The 19,829-nt window shown below is 71.6% G+C and carries 15 protein-coding genes and 1 pseudogene; 13 read left to right on the top strand and 3 right to left on the bottom strand.

The features are described 5' to 3' along the window. Positions 1–20 precede the first annotated feature (20 nt). A complete protein-coding gene (locus ACIRF9_RS47905; RefSeq protein ID WP_403836397.1) occupies positions 21–566 on the bottom strand; it encodes a cysteine dioxygenase in 546 nt (181 codons plus the stop codon). A gap of 749 nt (positions 567–1,315) precedes the next feature. Between ACIRF9_RS47905 and ACIRF9_RS47900 the strand changes: the two genes are divergently transcribed. The 3 genes from ACIRF9_RS47900 (at position 1,316) to ACIRF9_RS47890 (ending at position 6,929) form a co-directional block, all read left to right on the top strand. Then, a complete protein-coding gene (locus tag ACIRF9_RS47900) occupies positions 1,316–1,579 on the top strand; it encodes a WhiB family transcriptional regulator (RefSeq protein WP_030792866.1) in 264 nt (87 codons plus the stop codon). A gap of 176 nt (positions 1,580–1,755) precedes the next feature. Then, positions 1,756–5,433 (top strand): glycosyltransferase, encoded by a 3,678-nt coding sequence (locus tag ACIRF9_RS47895; RefSeq protein WP_403836395.1) that lies wholly within the window; start codon positions 1,756–1,758, stop codon positions 5,431–5,433. Next, complete coding sequence (locus ACIRF9_RS47890) at positions 5,430–6,929, top strand: DUF5719 family protein (RefSeq protein ID WP_403836394.1); 1,500 nt, start codon at positions 5,430–5,432, stop codon at positions 6,927–6,929. The genes ACIRF9_RS47895 and ACIRF9_RS47890 overlap by 4 nt, the downstream gene beginning before the upstream one ends. Positions 6,930–7,011: 82 nt before the next feature. On the opposite strand, the gene ACIRF9_RS47885 is transcribed toward ACIRF9_RS47890, so the two are convergent. Beyond that, positions 7,012–7,461 (bottom strand): metallopeptidase family protein, encoded by a 450-nt coding sequence (locus tag ACIRF9_RS47885; protein WP_403836458.1) that lies wholly within the window; start codon positions 7,459–7,461, stop codon positions 7,012–7,014. A gap of 295 nt (positions 7,462–7,756) precedes the next feature. On the opposite strand from ACIRF9_RS47885, the gene ACIRF9_RS47880 reads away from it, so the two are divergent. The 9 genes and pseudogenes from ACIRF9_RS47880 (at position 7,757) to ACIRF9_RS47840 (ending at position 17,383) form a co-directional block, all read left to right on the top strand. Beyond that, positions 7,757–8,179: a DUF3499 domain-containing protein gene (locus ACIRF9_RS47880; RefSeq protein ID WP_053760356.1), complete on the top strand. Its 423-nt coding sequence runs from the start codon at positions 7,757–7,759 to the stop codon at positions 8,177–8,179. Between the two features lie 420 nt (positions 8,180–8,599). Continuing rightward, positions 8,600–8,887, top strand: a pseudogene (locus ACIRF9_RS47875) (L-lactate permease); the annotation flags it as partial. Between the two features lie 132 nt (positions 8,888–9,019). Continuing rightward, the gene (locus ACIRF9_RS47870) at positions 9,020–10,384 is read left to right on the top strand and encodes a phosphomannomutase/phosphoglucomutase (protein ID WP_403836392.1); all 1,365 of its coding nucleotides are present in this window, start codon (positions 9,020–9,022) and stop codon (positions 10,382–10,384) included. 499 nt (positions 10,385–10,883) lie between these two features. After that, positions 10,884–11,054, top strand: coding sequence for a Trm112 family protein (locus ACIRF9_RS47865; protein WP_403836456.1), 171 nt, complete (start codon positions 10,884–10,886; stop codon positions 11,052–11,054). A gap of 282 nt (positions 11,055–11,336) precedes the next feature. After that, positions 11,337–12,470, top strand: coding sequence for an SIS domain-containing protein (locus ACIRF9_RS47860; RefSeq protein WP_403836390.1), 1,134 nt, complete (start codon positions 11,337–11,339; stop codon positions 12,468–12,470). A gap of 90 nt (positions 12,471–12,560) precedes the next feature. Next, entirely contained in the window at positions 12,561–13,712 is a 1,152-nt protein-coding gene (gene manA, locus ACIRF9_RS47855; RefSeq protein WP_403836388.1) for a mannose-6-phosphate isomerase, class I, read from the top strand. Positions 13,713–13,848: 136 nt separating this feature from the next. After that, positions 13,849–14,832 carry a cation diffusion facilitator family transporter gene (locus tag ACIRF9_RS47850; RefSeq protein WP_403836386.1) on the top strand — a complete coding sequence of 328 codons (984 nt, stop codon included), beginning with the start codon at positions 13,849–13,851 and terminating at the stop codon, positions 14,830–14,832. A gap of 323 nt (positions 14,833–15,155) precedes the next feature. Then, positions 15,156–16,613, top strand: a complete 1,458-nt coding sequence (gene ahcY / locus ACIRF9_RS47845) for an adenosylhomocysteinase (RefSeq protein ID WP_403836384.1) — start codon at positions 15,156–15,158, stop codon at positions 16,611–16,613. Positions 16,614–16,768: 155 nt separating this feature from the next. Next, on the top strand, positions 16,769–17,383 hold the full coding sequence (locus tag ACIRF9_RS47840; RefSeq protein ID WP_403836382.1) for a hypothetical protein: 615 nt from the start codon (positions 16,769–16,771) through the stop codon (positions 17,381–17,383). Positions 17,384–17,398: 15 nt separating this feature from the next. On the opposite strand, the gene ACIRF9_RS47835 is transcribed toward ACIRF9_RS47840, so the two are convergent. Then, positions 17,399–18,385 (bottom strand): RDD family protein, encoded by a 987-nt coding sequence (locus tag ACIRF9_RS47835; protein WP_403836380.1) that lies wholly within the window; start codon positions 18,383–18,385, stop codon positions 17,399–17,401. A gap of 130 nt (positions 18,386–18,515) precedes the next feature. Between ACIRF9_RS47835 and ACIRF9_RS47830 the strand changes: the two genes are divergently transcribed. Further along, positions 18,516–19,523 carry a stage II sporulation protein M gene (locus ACIRF9_RS47830; protein WP_403836378.1) on the top strand — a complete coding sequence of 336 codons (1,008 nt, stop codon included), beginning with the start codon at positions 18,516–18,518 and terminating at the stop codon, positions 19,521–19,523. Positions 19,524–19,829: the final 306 nt, after the last annotated feature.

The following is a 19,829-nucleotide window of genomic DNA, read 5'->3' as shown; positions in this document are numbered from 1 at the left end:
CACGGCGGCTTCTCCGAGCCCTACGCGGTGACGGCGTCCACCGCGTCGTACGTCTCGCGTGCCGCGCAGGCGATGGGGGTCCCCCCGGTCGAGCGAAGCCGAGACTGGGGGAGCATCGGCATCTCCGTGAGGCCGGGGAAGTAGACGTGCAGGCTCACCGCCGGCTCCAGCGCGTCGTTGACCACCTCGTGCACGTACCCCGGCGCGAACACCCGCTGCCCGCCGGCCCCCAGCACCCGCTTGCCCCGCTCCGTGCGCTCGGTCAGCTCGCCGTCCAGGACGGTCAGCACACCGGAGGAGCCGCCGTGGTCGTGCAGCCCGCTGCCCTGCCCGGGCACCCAGGACAGCAGCCACCCCTCGTAGCCCGGGCCGGTGCGCAGCCGGTGGTACCAGCGGGTCGTCGCGTCGTACCGGACCAGGTGCTCCCACTGGGCGCGGTCGGCGGCGATCGCGCGGGCCAGGCCGACGAACTCGGCCACGGTGGCCGGGTGCTCCCGCGGGGCCTGGAGCAGATGCGGGACTTCGAGGATGTCGCCGGCGATCTGGAGGTCGCTGTCGCTGTTCATGGAGTGGGGTGGTTCCTCGGCAGAAGAGTGGGGGGTGGCTGGGTGTCGCGGACCGTCCGCCCGGATCACGGGTGGAACAGGAGCGCCCTGGTACGGGCCGGAGGGAAACAACAGCCGAGTCGCGGTGGACTCAGGAGGGGCAGCCGGAGCGCGTTGGGCTCAACAGCTGGAACAGCAACAACAGCTACAGCGAGCGCGGGCAGCACCGTGGGACCCGGCCGAGCGGGTCGAGGTGAGTGCCAAGTTCGCGAGCATGCCCACTAGGACATCGGTTCACACCTGCCAGTGTCAACTCGGCGCCCGCTATGTGGGACGCCGTTCACCTCATCCGGTGCATCTGTGAGGTGAAAGGTTTGTGCACGCGACTACGGGGACACATGGCGCACAAGCCGGGCGCGTGAGCCGTTGTGAGTCCGTGATCCGTATGTGATCAGGTTCGCTTCCGCGCGCGTGTCGCAACGGGATCGAACTTTTGGGCGTCCTTCTCCGTACAAGCGCTGTGCGGGGCCCGGAGCCCCCAGCGCCTCATCTGCTTGTCAAGGTTTATGGCGATTTGAACACTTACTGCACGGCCTTGGTTCCGCAGAGTGAATAAGGGGCCCAATAGCAGATCTCGGCTTGACTCGCCCGGAGCAGCACACTTGTAATTTCACTCGTGTCGTTCAGCCGACATCGGTAATGGGCCATGTCGCCGACATCGGTAAACGGCCATGTACACGGGGACGCGAAAGACAGAGCGAGGGGCGCACATGACCGAGCTGGTGCAGCAACTGCTGGTCGACGACGCGGGCGAGGAACTCGGCTGGCAGGAGCGCGCACTGTGCGCCCAGACCGATCCCGAGTCCTTCTTCCCCGAGAAGGGCGGCTCGACCCGCGAGGCCAAGAAGGTCTGTCTCGCCTGCGAGGTCCGCTCCGAGTGCCTCGAGTACGCCCTCGCCAACGACGAGCGCTTCGGCATCTGGGGCGGCCTGTCCGAGCGGGAGCGCCGCAGGCTGAAGAAGGCGGCGGTCTGAGACATCGGCCCGAGCGGGCGGACGAGGCTTGAACGGCCCGTCGCAGGTGGGTTGTCCACAGGCGGCGGGCCGTCGTCGTGCCCAGCCGATAGTGTGGGCGCTCGTCAGAGACACCCCGCCGCCCCCGCGCGGCGCAGGCGTCCACCACAGTCCATCGAACCGGGGCCCGTACCTCGATGTCCGTGCACAGCCACACGGCAGCCCAACACGACGCTGCCACACCTGAGTTCCCGCGTCACGTGGTGACCGCGGTCCTCGTCTCCCACGACGGTGCCCGCTGGCTGCCCGACGCGCTCGCCGGGCTGCTCGGCCAGGAGCGCCCCGTCCAGTTCGTCATGGCCGCCGACACCGGCAGCTCGGACGACTCCGCGCAGCTGGTCACCGGCGCCCTCGGCGACGACCGTGTGCTGCACCTCGCCCGGCGCACCGGTTTCGGCCAGGCCGTCGAGGAGGCCAACCGCACCGCCCCGGTCCTCACCCCCGAGGAACTGCCCTACCTGAAGCGGCCCAGCGGCTGGGACCCCGTCACGCGCACGTGGCGCGACGACACCTACGACATGCCGGAGCTCCCGCACGGAGAGCCCGTCCAGTGGCTGTGGCTGCTGCACGACGACTGCGCCCCCGAACCCGACGCCCTGGCCGAACTGCTGCGCGTCGTGGACAACGAGCTCGAACTGGGCCGCGACGACGTGGCCGTCGTCGGCCCCAAGCTGCGCGGCTGGTACGACCGCCGCCAGCTCCTCGAGGTCGGCGTCACCATCGCCGCCTCCGGCCGCCGCTGGACCGGCCTGGACCGCCGCGAGCAGGACCAGGGCCAGCACGACCACGTCCGGCCCGTGCTGTCCGTGTCCACCGCCGGCATGCTCGTCCGCCGCGACGTCTTCGAGGAACTCGGCGGCTTCGACCGCCGGCTGCCCCTGATGCGCGACGACGTCGACCTGTGCTGGCGCGCCACCGCCGCCGGCCACCGCGTCCTCATCGCCCCCGAGGCCGTCGTACGGCACGCCGAGGCCGCCTCCCGCGAGCGCCGCGCCGTCGACTGCGCGGGCCGCACCACGGCCTCCCCGCACAAGGTCGACAAGGCCGGCGCCGTCTACACCCTCCTCGTCAACAGCCGTACGGCCCTGCTGCCCTGGATCCTGCTGCGCCTGGTCCTCGGCACCCTGCTGCGCACGGTCGCCTACCTCGTCGGCAAGGTCCCCGGCCAGGCCGTCGACGAGATCCGCGGCCTGCTGGGCACCCTGCTGCGCCCCGAGCGGATCATCGCCGGGCGGCGCAGGCGCGGCACACCGCAGATCGACAAGGGCGAGCTGCGGCCCCTGTTCCCGCCGCCCGGCGCGACCGTCCGGGCCACCGTCGAACAGGTCGCCGGCAACCTCTTCGGCGCCTCCGACACCGAGACCGCCGGCGGCGCCGGACGCCACGGCGGCGGCCTGGAGTCAGGGCCCGGCGGCGACGACGCCGACTTCCTGGAGATCGAGCAGTTCGCCCGCCTCAAGCGCATCGCCCGCAAGCCCGGCCCGGTGCTCTTCGTCGTCCTGCTGCTCGTCTCCCTCGTGGCCTGCCGCAACCTCCTCGGCGGCGGCGCGCTCGCGGGCGGCGCCCTGCTGCCCGCCCCCGCCGACGCCTCCGAGCTGTGGTCGCGCTACATCGACGCCTGGCACCCGGTCGGCGCGGGCGGCACCCCGTCCGCCCCGCCCTACCTAGCGATCATCGCGACCTTCGCCACGCTGCTGTTCGGCTCGACCGGCCTCGCCCTCACCGTGCTGCTCGTCTGCTCGGTGCCGCTGGCCGGCTTCACCGCCTACTTCGCCTCCCGGCCCCTTGTCGAGTCCCGCCTCCTGCGCGCGTGGGCCGCCGTCGTCTACGCCTTCCTGCCCGCCGCCACCGGCGCCCTCGCCGGCGGCCGCGTCGGCACCGCCGTCCTGGCCGTCCTGCTGCCGCTCGTCGCACGCGCGGCAGCCGCCGCGAGCGGCCTGACGAACACCTCGGGCGCCCGCGGCAGCTGGCGGGCCACCTGGGCGTACGCACTGCTGCTGACGATCACCACCGCGTTCACACCGATCGTGTGGCCCCTCGCCCTCGTCCTCGGCATCGCCGTCCTGGCCGTGCGCCGCACCGACATCACCGCCTACGGCCTGCGCTTCCTGGCCCAGCTCGGCACACCCCTGCTGATCCTCGCGCCCTGGTCGCTGTCGCTGCTCCCGTTCGGCTTCTTCACCCAGGCCGGACTGGACTACGGCCCGTCCACCGCCTCCGCACTCGACCTGCTCGCCGCCAGCCCCGGCGGACCCGGCACGGTCGACGGGCTGATGCTCATCGGCGTCGTCCTGGCCGCGCTCGCCGCCCTGCTGCGCGGCGAGCGCCAGTTCGGCATCTGGACGGCCTGGGCGGTCGCCCTGGTGGCCCTCGTCTTCGCGGTCCTGTCCAACAGCTCCACCTGGGCCGGACCCGCCACCCTCGTCTACGGCCTCGCGCTCCTGGCCGCCGCCGTCATGGGCGCCGACGGCGCACGCACGCGCGTGGCCGAACAGAGCTTCGGCTGGCGCCAGCCGGTCGCCGCCCTCATCGCCTTCGCCTCCGCCGCCGGCCCGTTGCTGCTCGCCGCCGGCTGGATGATCGGCGGCGCCGACGGTCCCCTGGAGCGCCGCGACCCCGTCCAGGTGCCCGCGTTCGTCGCCGAGGAGGCGGGCAACCGCGACCAGGCCCGCACCCTCGTCCTCGACAGCGACTCCGCCGCCCATGTCGGCTACATGCTGGTCCGCGGCTCCGGCGCCCGCCTCGGCGACGCCGAACTCGCCGCGGCCGACGGCGAGAACGAGCAGCTCGACAAGGTCGTCGCCAACCTCGTCGCCGGCTCCGGCGCCGACCAGGCCGACCAGCTCGGCAAGTTCGCCGTGGGATACGTCCTCGTCCACAAGGGCGCGCCCCGCGAGGTCACCCGCGTCCTGGACGCCACCCCCGGCCTGAAGCGGCTCAGCCAGCAGAACGGCAGCGCCCTGTGGCGGGTGAACCAGGAGGTCTCCCGCGCGGCGATCGTCACCGAATCCGGCAAGGGCACGGCCACCCCGGTCGCCGCGGGCCCGGTCGACGTCCACGCGACGATCCCGGCCGGCTCCGACGGCCGCGTCCTGCGCCTGGCCGACGCCGCTGCCGACGGCTGGACCGCCACCCTGGACGGCAAGCCGCTCACCGGCACCACGGTCGACGGCTGGGCCCAGGGCTTCGAACTCCCCGCCTCCGGCGGGAAGCTGGACCTCACTTACGACGACCCCTTCACCCACACCGGCTGGTTGTGGACGCAGGGCTTCCTCGCCCTCGTCCTCGTCGTCCTCGCCCTGCCCGGCCGCCGCCGCGACGTCGACGACGACCTCCCCGAGGAACAGCCGATCCCCGCCCAGGCCATCGACGGCGAGGGCCGCCGCGCCCGCCGCCTGCGCGCCCAGGCGGAGGAGGCCGAGGAATCCGCTCCCCAGGACGACGACTTCCCCGCTCCTCCCGCACAGGAGGAGCCTGCGGAGGAGCCCCCGGTCGCGGTTCCGCAGCAGCAGTCCTACGGCGACTGGGACCAGCCGAGCTACGCGGGCGCCGAGTACGGCGGCTACCAGACCGATCAGTACCAGGGCGCCCAGCAGTACCCGGCGGGCACCTACGACCAGCAGTCCTACGACCCCTACCAGGCCGGCCAGTACGACCCCTACGCCTACGACGGCCAGGGCGGGCAGGCGCCGTACGAGCAGACGTACGGCTATGACCAGGGCTACGGCAACCAGGGCTACGACCCCGCCTACGACCCGGCGCAGCAGCACCCCCACGGCACCGGCAGCGAGCGTCCCGACGGGAGCCAGCAGTGAACCGCACCACCCTGTCCCTGATCGCCGGCACGGCCGCGCTCGCCGCCGTCACCGGGTTCGCCACGCTCAACGAGCCCGCGGCCTCCGGCCCGGACGACACGGCCAAGGCGGCCGCCGTCCTGCCCGTGGAGCGCACGAGCCTGCTCTGCCCGCCGCCCAGCACCTCCGACATCGCCGAGACGTCGTACACGTCCTTCACGCCCGTCACCAAGGGCACGGGCAGCGACGGCACGGCCGAACTCGTCGCCGCCACCGAGGACGCGGCGGACGACGGTGGGAGCGCCAAGGACAAGAAGAAGACCGAGAAGCCGGTCGTGACCCCCAAGACGCCCGGCACCCCCGCCGTCGGGGACACCTCGGGCGGCGAGTCGCCCGCGCTCATGGGCACGGCCGAGGGGAAGTTCGCGCCCGGCTGGACGATCCAGGAGACCACCCAGGTCGCCGCCGGCAGCGGCCGCGGCCTGCAGGGCGTCACCTGCACCGCCGCCGACACGGAGTTCTGGTTCCCGGGCGTCAGCACGGCCGCCGACCGCACCGACTACGTCCACCTCACCAACCCGGACGACTCCGCCGCCGTCGCCGACATCGAGCTCTACGGCAAGGACGGCGCCCTGCAGACCACGGTGGGGGAGGGCATCACGGTCCCGCCGCATTCCAGCGAGCCGATCCTGCTGAACACGCTGACCGCCGAGAAGCAGGACGACGTCACCGTCCACGTCAACATCCGCAGCGGCCGCGTCGGCGCCTCGGTGCAGGCCCTGGACGACAAGCTCGGCGGCGACTGGCTGGCCGCCTCCACCGACCCGGCGCCCAGCCTGGTCGTCCCCGGCATCCCCAAGGACGCCACGGCCGTCCGCCTGATCGCCTACGCGCCGGGCGACGCCGACGCCGACCTGAAGGTCCAACTCGCCTCCCCGACCGGCCTGATCACCCCGGCCGGACACGAGACGCTGCACGTCAAGGGCGGCATGACGACCGCCCTCGACCTGGGCGACGTCACACGCGGCGAGGCGGGCTCGCTGGTCCTGACGCCGACGGACCAGTCGGTGCCGGTCGTCGCGGCCGTACGGGTCCTGCGCGGCAAGGGCGCCGACCAGGAGTCGGCGTTCATCCCCGCGTCCGCACCGGTCGGCACGCGCGCGTCCGCCGCCGACAACACCGCCAAGGGGTCCACCCTCTCCCTGACCGCACCCAAGGGCACCGCCAAGGTGAAGGTCACCGCGTCCGCGGGCAGTGGGGGCGGAACGGCCGCTTCCAAGACGTACACGATCAAGTCCGGTACGACCCAGAACGTCGAACTCCCCGTTCCGGAAGGCCTGAAGGGCACGTTCGCCCTGACGGTGGAACCCCTCACGGACACCCCGGTCTACGCCGCCCGCACCCTGACGGCGACCAAGGAGGGCGTCCCGGGCTTCACCGTCCAGACCCTGCCGGACGACCGGGGCACGGTCGAGGTCCCGGAGGCGGACGAGGACGTGTCGGTCCTTCAGAAGTAACCCGACAGGATCCCTAGGTCCCCTGGGAGGTCCCCCCGGGAGGTCCCCGGGAGGTCCCCCGGGAGGGGGAGGGAGACGGTGGTCAGTCCTCGCCGTAGCGCGGATCCACCGTCTCCGGGGTCAGCCCCAGCAGCTCCGCGACCTGTTCCACGACGACCTCGTGCACCAGCGCGGCCCGTTCGTCGCGCCCCTTGGTGCGGATCTCGACCGGCCGCCGGTAGACGACCACCCGCGCCCGTCGTCCCTCGCGCGCGGGAACCGTGCCGCCGAGCGGCACCGCCTCGTCGTTCCACGGCTCACCGGCCGCGGCCGGGCGCGGCACCTCGAGGACCATGAAGTCGATGTCGGCCAGCTGCGGCCAGCGCCGCTCCAGCCGCTCCACCGAGTCCTGCACCAGATCGGCGAACGCCTCGGCGCGGCTCGCGGCCAACGGCACCTGAGGGGGTGCGATCGGTCCCCGCATGCCCCGGCCGTGGCGGTCGCGGCGGCGGGGCCCGGGGCCTGCGGCACGGGGCGGTACGGGGTTGTCCATCACTTGTGCAGCGTAGACCCCGCCGCGACCGGCCGCCCGGCCCCACGCGGCATCCCGGCCGCCGCCGGTCCGCCCCGCACCCCATGTCGCAGGATGACCATTCCAGCCAAGGTTGGGCTCGATTCCGTATCTCTCCGAGACCGGTGAACTCATGACAATTGATCCTGTTTGTACCGACCGATGACCGCGAGGCTTCGTCTTCTTGCCGCTAATGACTGGTGTTCGTGCAGGTCAGCGGGGTATGACTGGAGAGGCCCGAGGGGCGTTTCACAACACGACACGGTGGAGTGACCTGGTGGAGAGTCGTCGCGGCCCGCTCAAGAGTGCGGTACCGTCCAACGTCGTGAGCCCTGTACGTCGCTGTTCGCGAACCGCCTGCGGCCGACCCGCCGTCGCGACGCTGACGTACGTCTACGCCGACTCGACCGCGGTCCTCGGCCCGCTCGCCACCTACGCCGAACCCCACTGCTACGACCTGTGCGCCGAGCACTCCGAGCGCCTCACCGCCCCGCGCGGCTGGGAGGTCGTCCGGCTCCTCGACGGTTCGGCTCCGGCGCGCCCCAGCGGCGACGATCTGGAAGCGCTTGCCAACGCCGTCCGCGAGGCGGCCCGCCCGCAGGAACGCGCGGCACAGGCCGGCGGCGGCGGACGCGCGGCGGACCCGATGGAGGTCGCCCGCCGTGGCCACCTGCGGGTGCTGCGCTCTCCGGACAACTGAGTCCCGTACCTTCCCCGGCTCACCGCACACCCGTTGACGCGCCGTTGTCACGGACACGACCATGCAGTGCGGCCGAGACGCGAGAAACCGCTTTCTGTATGACGGAAACCCGCGGGCGCCCGTGTACGTGCAGGAACTGACACCCGTCGCCGACTCGGGACCGTCCTCGTCCTGCTCGGCGTCGTCCGCCTCAAAGCCCATCTGGCGGGCCTCACAGGCCTTCTGACGGCCGTTCGCGTCGCCTGCCTCGCCTACCCGGCATGCCGACGGGCCAGGCGCTCTCCAGTGCCGCCCAGGGCGCCGCCTTCGGTCTCTTCCCCATCCTGTGGATCGTCATCAACGTCCTGTGGGTGTACCGGATGACCGTCCTGGCTGGCCCGGGCGACCCGGACGTACGACTGGCCGTTCCTGAACGTCGTCGACCCCGACACCTCGGCCAACGCCCTCTTCGGCGCCCTCCAGGTCACCGCGGCCCGCGAATCGGGCCTGTCCCCCGAACTGCTCGCCGCCGCCAACAGCTCGGGCGGCGTCCTCGCCAAGATGATCTCGCCACAGAACCTCACCATCGCCTGCGCCGCCGTCGGCCTCGCCGACCGGGAGGGCCACCTGCTGCGCAAGGTGCTGCCGTGGAGCGTGGGCCTGCTGCTGGTGATGTGCCTGATCGTGGTGGGCCGGAGTTCACCGGTGCTGTCCTGGATGCTGCCGTGACCCGACGCCCGCGTGTCCGTCATTAGCGCGCAAGGTTACTTCTGCGGGTCCACTGGCCGGACTCACAGCAGGGGGTGAACCGTTCCGGGTAGTTTGTGGCGACTGACCAGGACTTTGCAGGAAGGTTTGCCCGTGGCTGCTGATCTGTCGCAGATCGTGAAGGCGTACGACGTACGCGGGGTGGTCCCGGATCAGTGGGACGAGTCCCTCGCCGAACTGTTCGGAGCGGCCTTCGCCCAGGTGACCGGCGCCGAGGCGATCGTCGTCGGCCACGACATGCGCCCCTCCTCACCCGGCCTCAGCGGCGCCTTCGCGCGAGGGGCGGCGGCACTCGGCGTACACGTCACCGAGATCGGCCTGTGCTCCACGGACCAGCTCTACTACGCTTCGGGCGCCCTCGACCTGCCCGGCGCGATGTTCACCGCCTCGCACAACCCGGCCCAGTACAACGGCATCAAGCTGTGCCGCGCCGGCGCCGCCCCGGTCGGCCAGGACACGGGCCTGGCGGAGATCCGCGCCCTGGTGGAGCGCTGGACGGAAACAGGCGCCCCCGAGCCTGCTCCCTCCCCGGGAACGATCACCCGCACCGACACGTTGACGGACTACGCGGCACACCTGCGCTCACTCGTCGACCTGACCTCCATCCGCCCCCTGAAGGTCGTGGTCGACGCGGGAAACGGCATGGGCGGCCACACCGTCCCCACGGTGTTCGACGGCCTGCCCCTGACCGTCGTCCCGATGTACTTCGAACTGGACGGCACCTTCCCCAACCACGAGGCCAACCCCCTCGACCCGGCGAACATCGTGGACCTGCAGAAGCGCGTCCGCGAGGAGTCCGCCGACCTCGGCCTCGCCTTCGACGGCGACGCCGACCGCTGCTTCGTGGTCGACGAACAGGGCGACCCGGTCTCCCCGTCCGCGATCACGGCCCTGGTCGCCGCCCGCGAACTGGCCCGGCACGGCGGCGAGGGCACGATCATCCACAACCTGATCACGTCCCGGACCGTGCCCGAGGTCGTCAAGGAGAACGGCGGCACGCCCGTCCGCACCCGCGTCGGCCACTCCTTCATCAAGGCGGAGATGGCCCGCTCCGGCGCGATCTTCGGCGGCGAACACTCCGCCCACTACTACTTCAAGGACTTCTGGAACGCGGACACCGGCATGCTGGCCGCCCTCCACGTCCTGGCCACCCTGGGCGGCCAGGAGACCCCCCTCTCCTCCCTGGTCTCCGCGTACGACCGCTACACCGGCTCAGGCGAGATCAACTCCACGGTCGCCGACCAGGCGGACCGCATCGCCGCGATCAAGGCGGCCTACGCCCACCGCCCCGACATCACCCTCGACGTACTCGACGGCCTCACCGTCTCCGCCCCCGACTGGTGGTTCAACGTCCGCCCCTCCAACACCGAACCCCTCCTCCGTCTCAACGCCGAAGCCCGAGACGAACCCACCATGACCAAGATCAGAGACGAGGCCCTCTCCATCATCCGAGCCTGAGCTGAACCAGGCGCCTTACGGGGCGTCGGCAAGCGCACTTCCCTTACGGGAGCCCGCGGGCGTGGACTCTCTCGGGGCTCGGGGCTCGGGGCTCGGGGCTCGGGGCTCGGGGCTCGGGGCTCGGGGCTCGGGGCTCGGGGCTCGGGGCTCGGGGCTCGGGGCTCGGAGTGCGGGGTACGGGGCTCGGAGTGCGGGGTACGGGGCTCGGAGTGCGGGGCTCGCGGTGCGCGGACTCGGGGTGCACGGACTCGGGGTGCGGAGTTCGCGGACCGCGGGCTCAGGCGCCGACGCCCCGGGGTCCAGCGGCGGAGCCCCTGGTGGGGTCGAAGGGGCGATGCCCCTGGGGATGGGAACGGGTAAGGGCGGCGGGGGCGACTCCCACCACGCTCACCACACCAACCACCACCCCACCCCCACCAGCGGTACGCTGACCAGGCAGATCCACCCACCCCCACGCCCCAGCCCACGCCCCCACATCGACGACCCGAAGGGACACCCCATGCCGCTCGAAGCCGGCCTCCTGGAGATCCTCGCCTGCCCGGCCTGCCACGCCCCCCTCAAGGAGCAGGAATCCGAGCTGATCTGCACGGGCCAGGACTGCGGTCTGGCGTACCCCATCCGCGACGGCATCCCCGTCCTCCTCGTCGACGAGGCCCGCCGCCCCGCGTAACCGCACCCGCGCGCCCGCCCCATCCCCACCCAGGTGCCTTCGCACCGCAGCCCGAGGGAGGGAAGGGAGAAAGGGGAGCGGCAGGACGGGAAGCCCCCAGCCGCATCAGGCCCGGGACATCGGGAACCGGCAGCGAAAACAGCCGGAATCCAGCCGCAAGGCAGGCCCCCCACCTCAGGCACCCACACAGCGCCGCGAGCTCCCGAGCCCCCCACCCCCCACCCCCCGTCCCCCCGGCGCACCACAACCCCGACGACCCCCCGGCGATCGGAGACCCCCGCCATGCTCGACGACTCACTGCTCGACACGCCGGAGGCCCTCGCCGAGGCCGACCGCCGAGCCCTCCTGCGCGGCGCGGCCGAAGCCGGCGCCCGCGTCCGCACCGCCGCCCGCCACGCCGCCGAAGCCGGAGTGAACGGCCTCAAACCCGACGGCCGCCCCCGCGCCATCCTCATCGCGGGCCCCGGCGCCGCCGCCACCTGCGTCGCCGACCTCCTGGGCACCCTCGCCGGCGCCGCCTGCCCGGTCATCCGCCTCGCCCCCACCGGCGTCGCCCCGGCCGCAGGCGCCCTCCGCTGGGAACTCCCCGGCTGGGCCGGCTCCGTGGACCTGCTCCTCATCGCCACACCCGACGGCACCGAACCCGGCCTCTCCCTCCTCGCCGAGCAGGCCTACCGCCGAGGCTGCACCGTCGTCGCCGTAGCCCCCGCCCGGACGCCCCTCACGGAGGCCGCCGGTGCCACCCACGGCCTCTTCGTACCGCTGGCGACCGCCCCGTACGAACAGGACGAGCAGCCGCCCGTCGCCGCCTCCGCCCCCGGCGTCCTGTGGGCCCTGTTCACCCCCCTCCTCGCCCTCCTCGACCGCATCGGCCTCCTCTCCGCCCCGGCCGACGCGCTCGAAAAGGTCGCCGACCGCCTCGACCAAGTCGCCGAACGCTGCGGCCCCGCCATCGCCACCTACAGCAACCCGGCGAAGACCCTGGCCGCCGAACTCGCCGACGCACTCCCGGTGATCTGGACCGAGGGCACCTCCGCCGGGCCCGCGGGCCGCCGCTTCGCCGCCGCCCTCGCCGAACTCGCCGGCCGCCCCGCCCTCGTCGCCGAACTCCCCGAGGCCCTCGCCGAACACAGCGCCCTCCTCGCCGGCCCCCTCGCCGCCAGCGCCGACCCTGACGACTTCTTCCGCGACCGCGTCGAGGAAGCCCCCGCCCTCCACGCGCGCGTGGTGCTCCTGCGCGACCGCCCGATCGGCGGCCTCACCGCCGCCCCGGCCGCCCGCGACCTGGCCCTCAGCCACGACACACCGATCAGCGAACTCGAACCGGACGACGGCGACGAACTCGTCACCCTCGCCGAACTGATCGCCACCACGGATTTCGCCGCCGTTTACCTGGCGCTCGCCTCACAGGCCTGATCTGGGGACCTACACCCACGCGACCACCCACACGACGCACCGGCGACGACGCACCCCGGACGACAGACAGACAGGCAGGCACAGAACCCGATGGACCGCCTCGACAACACCATCCGCCCCTACGCGTGGGGTTCCCCCACCGCGATCCCGCACCTGCTCGGCACCGAGCCGACCGGTGAACCCCAGGCGGAGATGTGGATGGGCGCCCACCCGGGCGCACCCTCGCGCACCGAGCGCGGCACGCTCGTCGAGGTGATCGACGCCGATCCGCAGCGCGAACTGGGCGAACGCGCCGTCACCAAGTTCGGCCCCCGCCTCCCCTTCCTCCTCAAGATCCTCGCCGCCGGCGCCCCCCTCTCCCTCCAGGTCCACCCCGACCTCGCCCAGGCCAAGGAGGGCTACGAGGACGAGGAACGCCGCGGCATCCCCGTGGACGCCCCGCACCGCAACTACAAGGACGCCAACCACAAGCCCGAACTGATCTGCGCCCTCACCGAGTTCGACGGCCTGTGCGGCTTCCGGCACCCGCTCCAGGCCGCCGCCCTCCTCGACGGCCTCGGCGTCGACTCCCTCAAGCCGTACGTCGACCTCCTGCACGCCCACCCCGTGGAAGCGGCCCTGCGCGAGGTCCTCACTGCGGTCCTCACCGCCGACCCCGAGGACATGGCCCACACGGTCACGGCCGCCGCAACCGCCTGCGACCGCCTCGGCGGCGACTACGCCCCCTACGCCGGCATCGCCCACCACTACCCCGGCGACCCCGGCGTCATCGCCGCCATGCTGCTCAACCACGTCCGGCTCCAGCCCGGCGAGGCCCTCTTCCTCGGCGCCGGCATCCCGCACGCCTACCTCAGCGGCCTCGGCGTCGAGATCATGGCCAACTCCGACAACGTCCTGCGCTGCGGCCTCACCCCCAAGCACGTCGACGTCCCCGAGCTCCTGCGCATCGTCCGATTCGAACCCGGCGACCCCGGCATCCTGCGCCCGGAGGCGTCCCCCGACGGCGAAGAGGTCTACGAGACCCCCATCGACGAGTTCCGCCTGTCCCGGTACGTCCTCCCGGAGGCCGGCACCGTCCACGACCTCACGCGCGACACCCCACAGATCCTGCTCTGCACGGCGGGGACGGTACGCGCCGGAGAACACGAACTGGCACCCGGCCAGTCGGTCTTCGTCCCGGTCGGCGACAAGGCCGAACTCTCCGGGACGGGCACGGTCTTCCGCGCCACTGTGATTGTCTGACCGCGCTTGTGGACGCCTGACGCCCCACCGCCGGACCGGGCTGCAAGAATGACCCACCGGCAAAGGACGGGCAAAGGCCCGGACGGCGAACCGGACGTACGAAGGACGTACGAGGGCGAAGGGACAACCCGAACACATGAGCGCGTCAGGCGGCACCAAGGCGATCGTGGCGGCACTCGGCGCCAACCTCGCGATCGCGGCATCGAAATTCGTGGCGTTCGCGTTCAGCGGCTCCTCATCGATGCTCGCCGAAGGTGTGCACTCCCTCGCCGACTCGGGCAACCAGGCACTCCTGCTCGTCGGCGGCAAGAAGGCCCAGCGCGAAGCCACCCCCCAGCACCCCTTCGGCTACGGCCGCGAGCGCTACATCTACGCCTTCCTCGTCTCCATCGTCCTCTTCTCCGTCGGCGGCATGTTCGCCATCTACGAGGGCTACGAGAAGATCAAGCACCCCCACGAGATCGAACACTGGTACTGGCCGGTCGGCGTCCTCGTCTTCGCGATCATCGCCGAGTCCTTCTCCTTCCGCACCGCCATCAAGGAGTCCAACGAACTGCGCGGCTCCCTCTCCTGGTCGCAGTTCGTCCGCCGCGCCAAGGCACCCGAACTCCCCGTCGTCCTCCTGGAGGACTTCGGCGCCCTCATCGGCCTGATCCTCGCCCTCGGCGGCGTCGGCCTCGCCCTCCTCACCGGCGACGGCGTCTGGGACGGCATCGGCACCGTCTGCATCGGCATCCTCCTCGTCCTCATCGCCCTCGTCCTCGCCGCCGAGACCAAGTCCCTCCTCCTCGGCGAGGCCGCCGGCCTCGAAGAGGTCCAAAAAATCGAGGCCGCGATCGTCGACGGCGACACCGTCACCGGCATCATCCACATGCGCACCCTCCACCTCGGCCCCGAGGAACTCCTCGTCGCCGCCAAGATCGCCGTCCGGCACGACAACACCGCCGCCGAGGTCGCCACCGCCATCGACGCCGCCGAGGCCCGCATCCGCCAGGCCGTCCCCATCGCCCGCGTCATCTACCTCGAGCCCGACATCTACAGCGAGGCCGAGGCCGCCAAGGGCCCAGACCCCGAGGCCAGCCCCGGCGGCCCGGCCCAGTCCCCGGCCGCCGACCACTGACCCCTCCCGCTCCACCGACAGGGCCCGCCGCACCACCGGCGGGCCCTTCCGCGTTCCCCCTCACGGTCCGTGTTCGGCGTGATCTGTTCGCAGGCGGACTGGGGCCGCCCGCCGCCTCCGGTGTAGCTTGGAACGGAGCCAGACGTCGCTGCTGATGGCGGTCGGGCGGTCCGCACACGGACCGACCGAGGGAGAGAGGGCCTCCGACGGACTGCGCTGCGCACACGCGGGCATGCCTGTGTCCCCTACGGGCACCCCTGTGTCCGCCGCCGCGCAGACCAGCCGTACCCAGACCTCGCCCCAACCCCGAGGAGCAGCTCACCATGACGACTGTCGACAACCGACAGGACTTCAAGGTCGCCGACCTCTCCCTGGCCGCCTTCGGCCGCAAGGAGATCACCCTCGCCGAGCACGAGATGCCCGGCCTCATGTCCATCCGCAAGGAGTATGCCGAGGCCCAGCCCCTCGCCGGCGCCCGCGTCACCGGCTCCCTGCACATGACCGTGCAGACCGCCGTCCTCATCGAGACCCTGGTCGCCCTCGGCGCCCAGGTCCGCTGGGCCTCCTGCAACATCTTCTCCACCCAGGACCACGCGGCCGCCGCCATCGCCGTCGGCCCGAACGGCACCGTGGACAACCCCCAGGGCGTCCCGGTCTTCGCCTGGAAGGGCGAAACCCTGGAGGAGTACTGGTGGTGCACCGAGCAGGCCCTCACCTGGCCGGACAGCCCCACCGGCGGCCCCAACATGATCCTCGACGACGGCGGTGACGCCACCCTCCTCGTCCACAAGGGCGTCGAGTACGAGAAGGACGGCAAGGTCCCCTCCGTCGACACCGCGGAGAACGAGGAACACCGCGTCATCCTCGAACTCCTCAACCGCACCATCACCGAGGGCTCCCAGAAGTGGACCCAGCTCGCCTCGGAGATCCGCGGCGTCACCGAGGAGACCACCACCGGCGTCCACCGCCTGTACGAGATGCAGCGCGACGGCGTCCTCCTCTTCCCGGCGATCAACGTCAACGACGCCGTCACCAAGTCGAAGTTCGACAACAAGTACGGCTGCCGCCACTCCCTCATCGACGGCATCAACCGCGCCACCGACGTCCTCATCGGCGGCAAGACCGCCGTCGTCTGCGGCTACGGCGACGTCGGCAAGGGCTGCGCCGAGTCCCTGCGCGGCCAGGGCGCCCGCGTCATCGTCACCGAGATCGACCCCATCTGCGCCCTCCAGGCCGCGATGGACGGCTACCAGGTCACGACCCTCGACGAGGTCATCGACAAGGCCGACATCTTCATCACCACGACCGGCAACAAGGACATCATCATGGCCTCGGACATGGCCAAGATGAAGCACCAGGCCATCGTCGGCAACATCGGCCACTTCGACAACGAGATCGACATGGCCGGCCTCACCAAGATCCCCGGCATCGTCAAGGACGAGGTCAAGCCGCAGGTCCACACCTGGACCTTCCCCGACGGCAAGGTGCTCATCGTCCTCTCCGAGGGCCGCCTGCTGAACCTGGGCAACGCCACCGGCCACCCGTCCTTCGTGATGTCCAACTCCTTCGCGGACCAGACCCTGGCCCAGATCGAGCTGTTCACCAAGCAGTCCGAGTACCCGATCGGCGTCTACACGCTGCCCAAGCACCTGGACGAGAAGGTCGCCCGCCTCCACCTCGACTCACTCGGCGTCAAGCTGACGACGCTCCGCCCGGAGCAGGCCTCCTACATCGGCGTCGAGGTCGAGGGCCCGTACAAGCCGGACCACTACCGCTACTGAGCCGCCCGCGCGCTCCCGAGCCCGCAGCAGCAAGCAGCAGTCCAGCAGTACCTCAGAGACAGGCCCCCGCACCCCCGTGTCGGGGGCCTGCCCCTTCGGCCCCTCGGCCGGACCGCCGCGGCGCCCCGACCAGCCCGTCAGACCCCAGGACCCCCATGCCCCGCGGCCGCTATTCGCTCCACGATCCGCACGATCACACCCCCCTCGCACACGAGCACTTCCACTGCGCCCCCGGCCCCTCCGGCTGGCGCTACGTCTCCCAGCTGACCACCCCCACCGGCGATCACACCGGTTCCGTCGACCTCACCCTCGACGACCTCGGCCGCCCCATCCGCCTCGAACTCCACGCCGGCGGCTGGCAGGTCCGCGGCGCAGCCCTGGACGGCGTCACCTGGGTCCGCACCGACCCCACCGGCACCCACGCCACCGAAGGCAATGTCCCCGCCCACGCCTTCACCGGCACATCCCCCGCGTTCCTCATCGCCACCACCCGCCTCCTACGCCTCACCCCCTCCTCCGCGGCCACCCGCGTACGCCTCGTCGCCTTCACCGACCCGGTCCTCGCCCCGCGCACCGTCGACCAGTCCTGGGCCCTGGTGAACAGAGAAACACACGCCACTGACAACGCCCCCCTGACCGTGGACGAATACCAGGTCACAGCCCTGGACACCGGCGAACAGCACGCCGTACACATCGCCGGCGACGTGGTCCTCGCAGCCCCCGGCATCGAACTCGAAGACCTCGAATCACCCCCGTCGACGTTCACCTGAACGCCCCGGACAGCCCTACGCAGGCGGCACGAACCCCGTCCTCCGACCCTCACCCCGAGCCCCATCCGCACCCTCCCCAGCCACGGACGGCTCATCCCCGGCCGAGGGGCTGCCGGCAGCCGCGGGACCGTATGGCGCAGACGGCTCGTACGGCGTTGAGATCGCGGGAGGCGGCGGCGTCCCGTACGGCGACGGCGGGGCGAACGCACCCGCCGCACCGACCGCCATCCCACCAGCAACCGGAGCGCCCGACCCAAGCCCGAAGGTCCGCCGAGCCTCACGGACCTGCCGCTCCTGCACCACCGCCGCCAGATACACGGCCGGCGGCACGCCCGGCGGCACCGGAACACCCGTTCGCTGGGCGAGCTCACCCGCCAGCCGCCCCGCCATCGCCCAGCCCACCTGAGGATCCAGCTGGTTCATCCGCCCCAGGTACTGACGGATCGCCAACCACAGCCCGTCCGGCACCGCCGAAAGATCAAGCTCTTGGAACCGCCCCGCCAGCCACGGCGGAGGAGGCGGCAGGAAACCACCCCGCGCCACCGGCACCCGCTCCCGCACGACCAGGGTCCCGGCGAAGACATCACCGAGCCGACGCCCCCGCGCCGACACGAGCGACGCGATACAAGCCACCACCCCGAACGTCAGCAGAATCTCCACCACCCCGAGCGCACCCCGCACCAGCGCATGCCGGAACCGGATCGGCCCCCCGTCGTCCCGCACCACCCGCAACCCGCACGCCATCTTCCCCAGCGACCGCCCGTGACTGAGCGCCTCCACAGCGATCGGCCCACCCACCAGAACCAAAAGGAACGTGGCGATCGAGACCGCCATCTGAGCAGCCTCGTCCAAGGAAGCCGTCGCCAGCAGCAGCACCACACTCACCACCACATAGGCGACCAGGACCAGAACCAGGTCCAGCAACACGGCCAGCGCCCGGCTGGGCAGCCTGGCGGGCTGCAGCTCCAACGCCACCGCCTCACCCGTCACCAGCTCACTCACGCCCGCCGCCCCTTCCCCGACCTGCCCCTGGAACAGCCAGTCTGCCAAGCTGAGGGCACATCGCGCCGCAGTACGAAAAGCTGACACCCACCACCGGCAGCCGACGAACAGCCGAGGAGCAGGCACACCGATGGACCTCGACGTCTTCGTCTCCGCCCACCGAGCCGAATGGGACCGACTGGACGCCCTCCTGCGCCGCCGTCGCAGCCTCACCGGCGCCGAGGCCGACGAACTCGTCACTCTCTACCAGCGCACCGCCACCCACCTCTCCCTCATCCAGTCCAGCGCCCCCGACCCCCAACTCACCGGCCGACTCACCCAACTCGTCGCACGCGCGCGTAATGCCGTCACCGGAACCCGCCGCGCCTCTTGGCGAGACGTCATCCGCTTCCTCACCGAGGGGTTCCCCGCCGCGGTCTACCGCTCGCGCCACTGGTGGATTCCCACCGCACTCCTCTCCACGGCCGTCGCCACCGTCCTGGGCTGGTGGATCGGAACCCACCCGGAGGTACAGGCCTCCCTGGCGGCCCCCGACGAACTGCGCGATCTCACCCGCCCCGGCGGCCGGTACGAGACCTACTACTCCAGCCACCCGGCCGCCTCGTTCGCCGCACAGGTGTGGACGAACAACGCCCAGGCCGCCGCGATGTGCCTGGTCCTGGGAGTCTTCCTCGGCCTCCCGGTGCTCTGGATCCTCTTCCAGAACATGCTCAACCTCGGCATCGGCGCCGGCCTCATGTCCTCGGCCGGCCGCCTCGACACCTTCCTCGGCCTGGTCCTCCCGCACGGCCTGCTCGAACTGACCGCCGTCTTCGTCGCCGCCGGCACCGGACTCCGCCTCGGCTGGACCGTCATCGACCCCGGCCCACGCACCCGGCGCACCGCCCTCGCCGAAGAAGGCAGAGCCGCGATCGCCATGGCCATCGGCCTCGCCCTGATCCTCTTCGTCTCGGGCGCCATCGAAGGCTTCGTCACCCCTTCGGGCCTACCCACCTGGGCCCGCATCACCATCGGTGTCGCCGCCGAACTGGCCTTCCTCGTCTACGTCTATGTACTCGGCGGCAAGGCAGCCCGCGCCGGAGACACCGGCGACGTTGAGGCAAACGAGCGCAGCGCCAGCGTGCCGACGGCCGCCTGATGTGCGAACGGCTCTGCTGAGCTGCTAGTGTCCTCTTCGCCCCGCAAGAGCCGTTGACACGGAGCACGTGGGGAGGTAGATTCGAACAGTTGCCTGGAACTGGATGTGATCCGGTCGGCAGCAGTGAGAATCTATCGGCAACTCGGAACTCAGATTCCGCAGAAGCCCCCTCCCGATGAATCGGAAAACGACCGCCGGTCAGACCGGCCCGGAACTTCTGATAAAGTCGGAACCGCCGGAAAGGAAACCGCGAAACAAAAGCGGGAACCTGGAAAGCACCGAGGAAATCGGATCGAGAAAAGATCT

This window comes from Streptomyces sp. NPDC096132, from assembly GCF_044763345.1.
In the GTDB taxonomy this organism is placed as follows: domain Bacteria; phylum Actinomycetota; class Actinomycetes; order Streptomycetales; family Streptomycetaceae; genus Streptomyces.
The sequence above is the reverse complement of the archived record's forward strand: the minus strand, read 5'-3'. Positions and strand labels throughout refer to the sequence as shown.

Bases quoted from the DNA above. Each gene is read 5' to 3' on its own strand.
- ACIRF9_RS47905 (WP_403836397.1), bottom strand. From the start codon at position 566: ATGAACAGCGACAGCGACCTCCAGATCGCCGGCGACATCCTCGAAGTC.
- ACIRF9_RS47900 (WP_030792866.1), top strand. From the start codon at position 1,316: ATGACCGAGCTGGTGCAGCAACTGCTGGTCGACGACGCGGGCGAGGAA.
- ACIRF9_RS47895 (WP_403836395.1), top strand. From the start codon at position 1,756: ATGTCCGTGCACAGCCACACGGCAGCCCAACACGACGCTGCCACACCT.
- ACIRF9_RS47885 (WP_403836458.1), bottom strand. From the start codon at position 7,461: ATGGACAACCCCGTACCGCCCCGTGCCGCAGGCCCCGGGCCCCGCCGC.
- ACIRF9_RS47865 (WP_403836456.1), top strand. From the start codon at position 10,884: ATGCCGCTCGAAGCCGGCCTCCTGGAGATCCTCGCCTGCCCGGCCTGC.
- ACIRF9_RS47860 (WP_403836390.1), top strand. From the start codon at position 11,337: ATGCTCGACGACTCACTGCTCGACACGCCGGAGGCCCTCGCCGAGGCC.
- manA (WP_403836388.1), top strand. From the start codon at position 12,561: ATGGACCGCCTCGACAACACCATCCGCCCCTACGCGTGGGGTTCCCCC.
- ACIRF9_RS47850 (WP_403836386.1), top strand. From the start codon at position 13,849: ATGAGCGCGTCAGGCGGCACCAAGGCGATCGTGGCGGCACTCGGCGCC.
- ahcY (WP_403836384.1), top strand. From the start codon at position 15,156: ATGACGACTGTCGACAACCGACAGGACTTCAAGGTCGCCGACCTCTCC.
- ACIRF9_RS47840 (WP_403836382.1), top strand. From the start codon at position 16,769: ATGCCCCGCGGCCGCTATTCGCTCCACGATCCGCACGATCACACCCCC.
- ACIRF9_RS47830 (WP_403836378.1), top strand. From the start codon at position 18,516: ATGGACCTCGACGTCTTCGTCTCCGCCCACCGAGCCGAATGGGACCGA.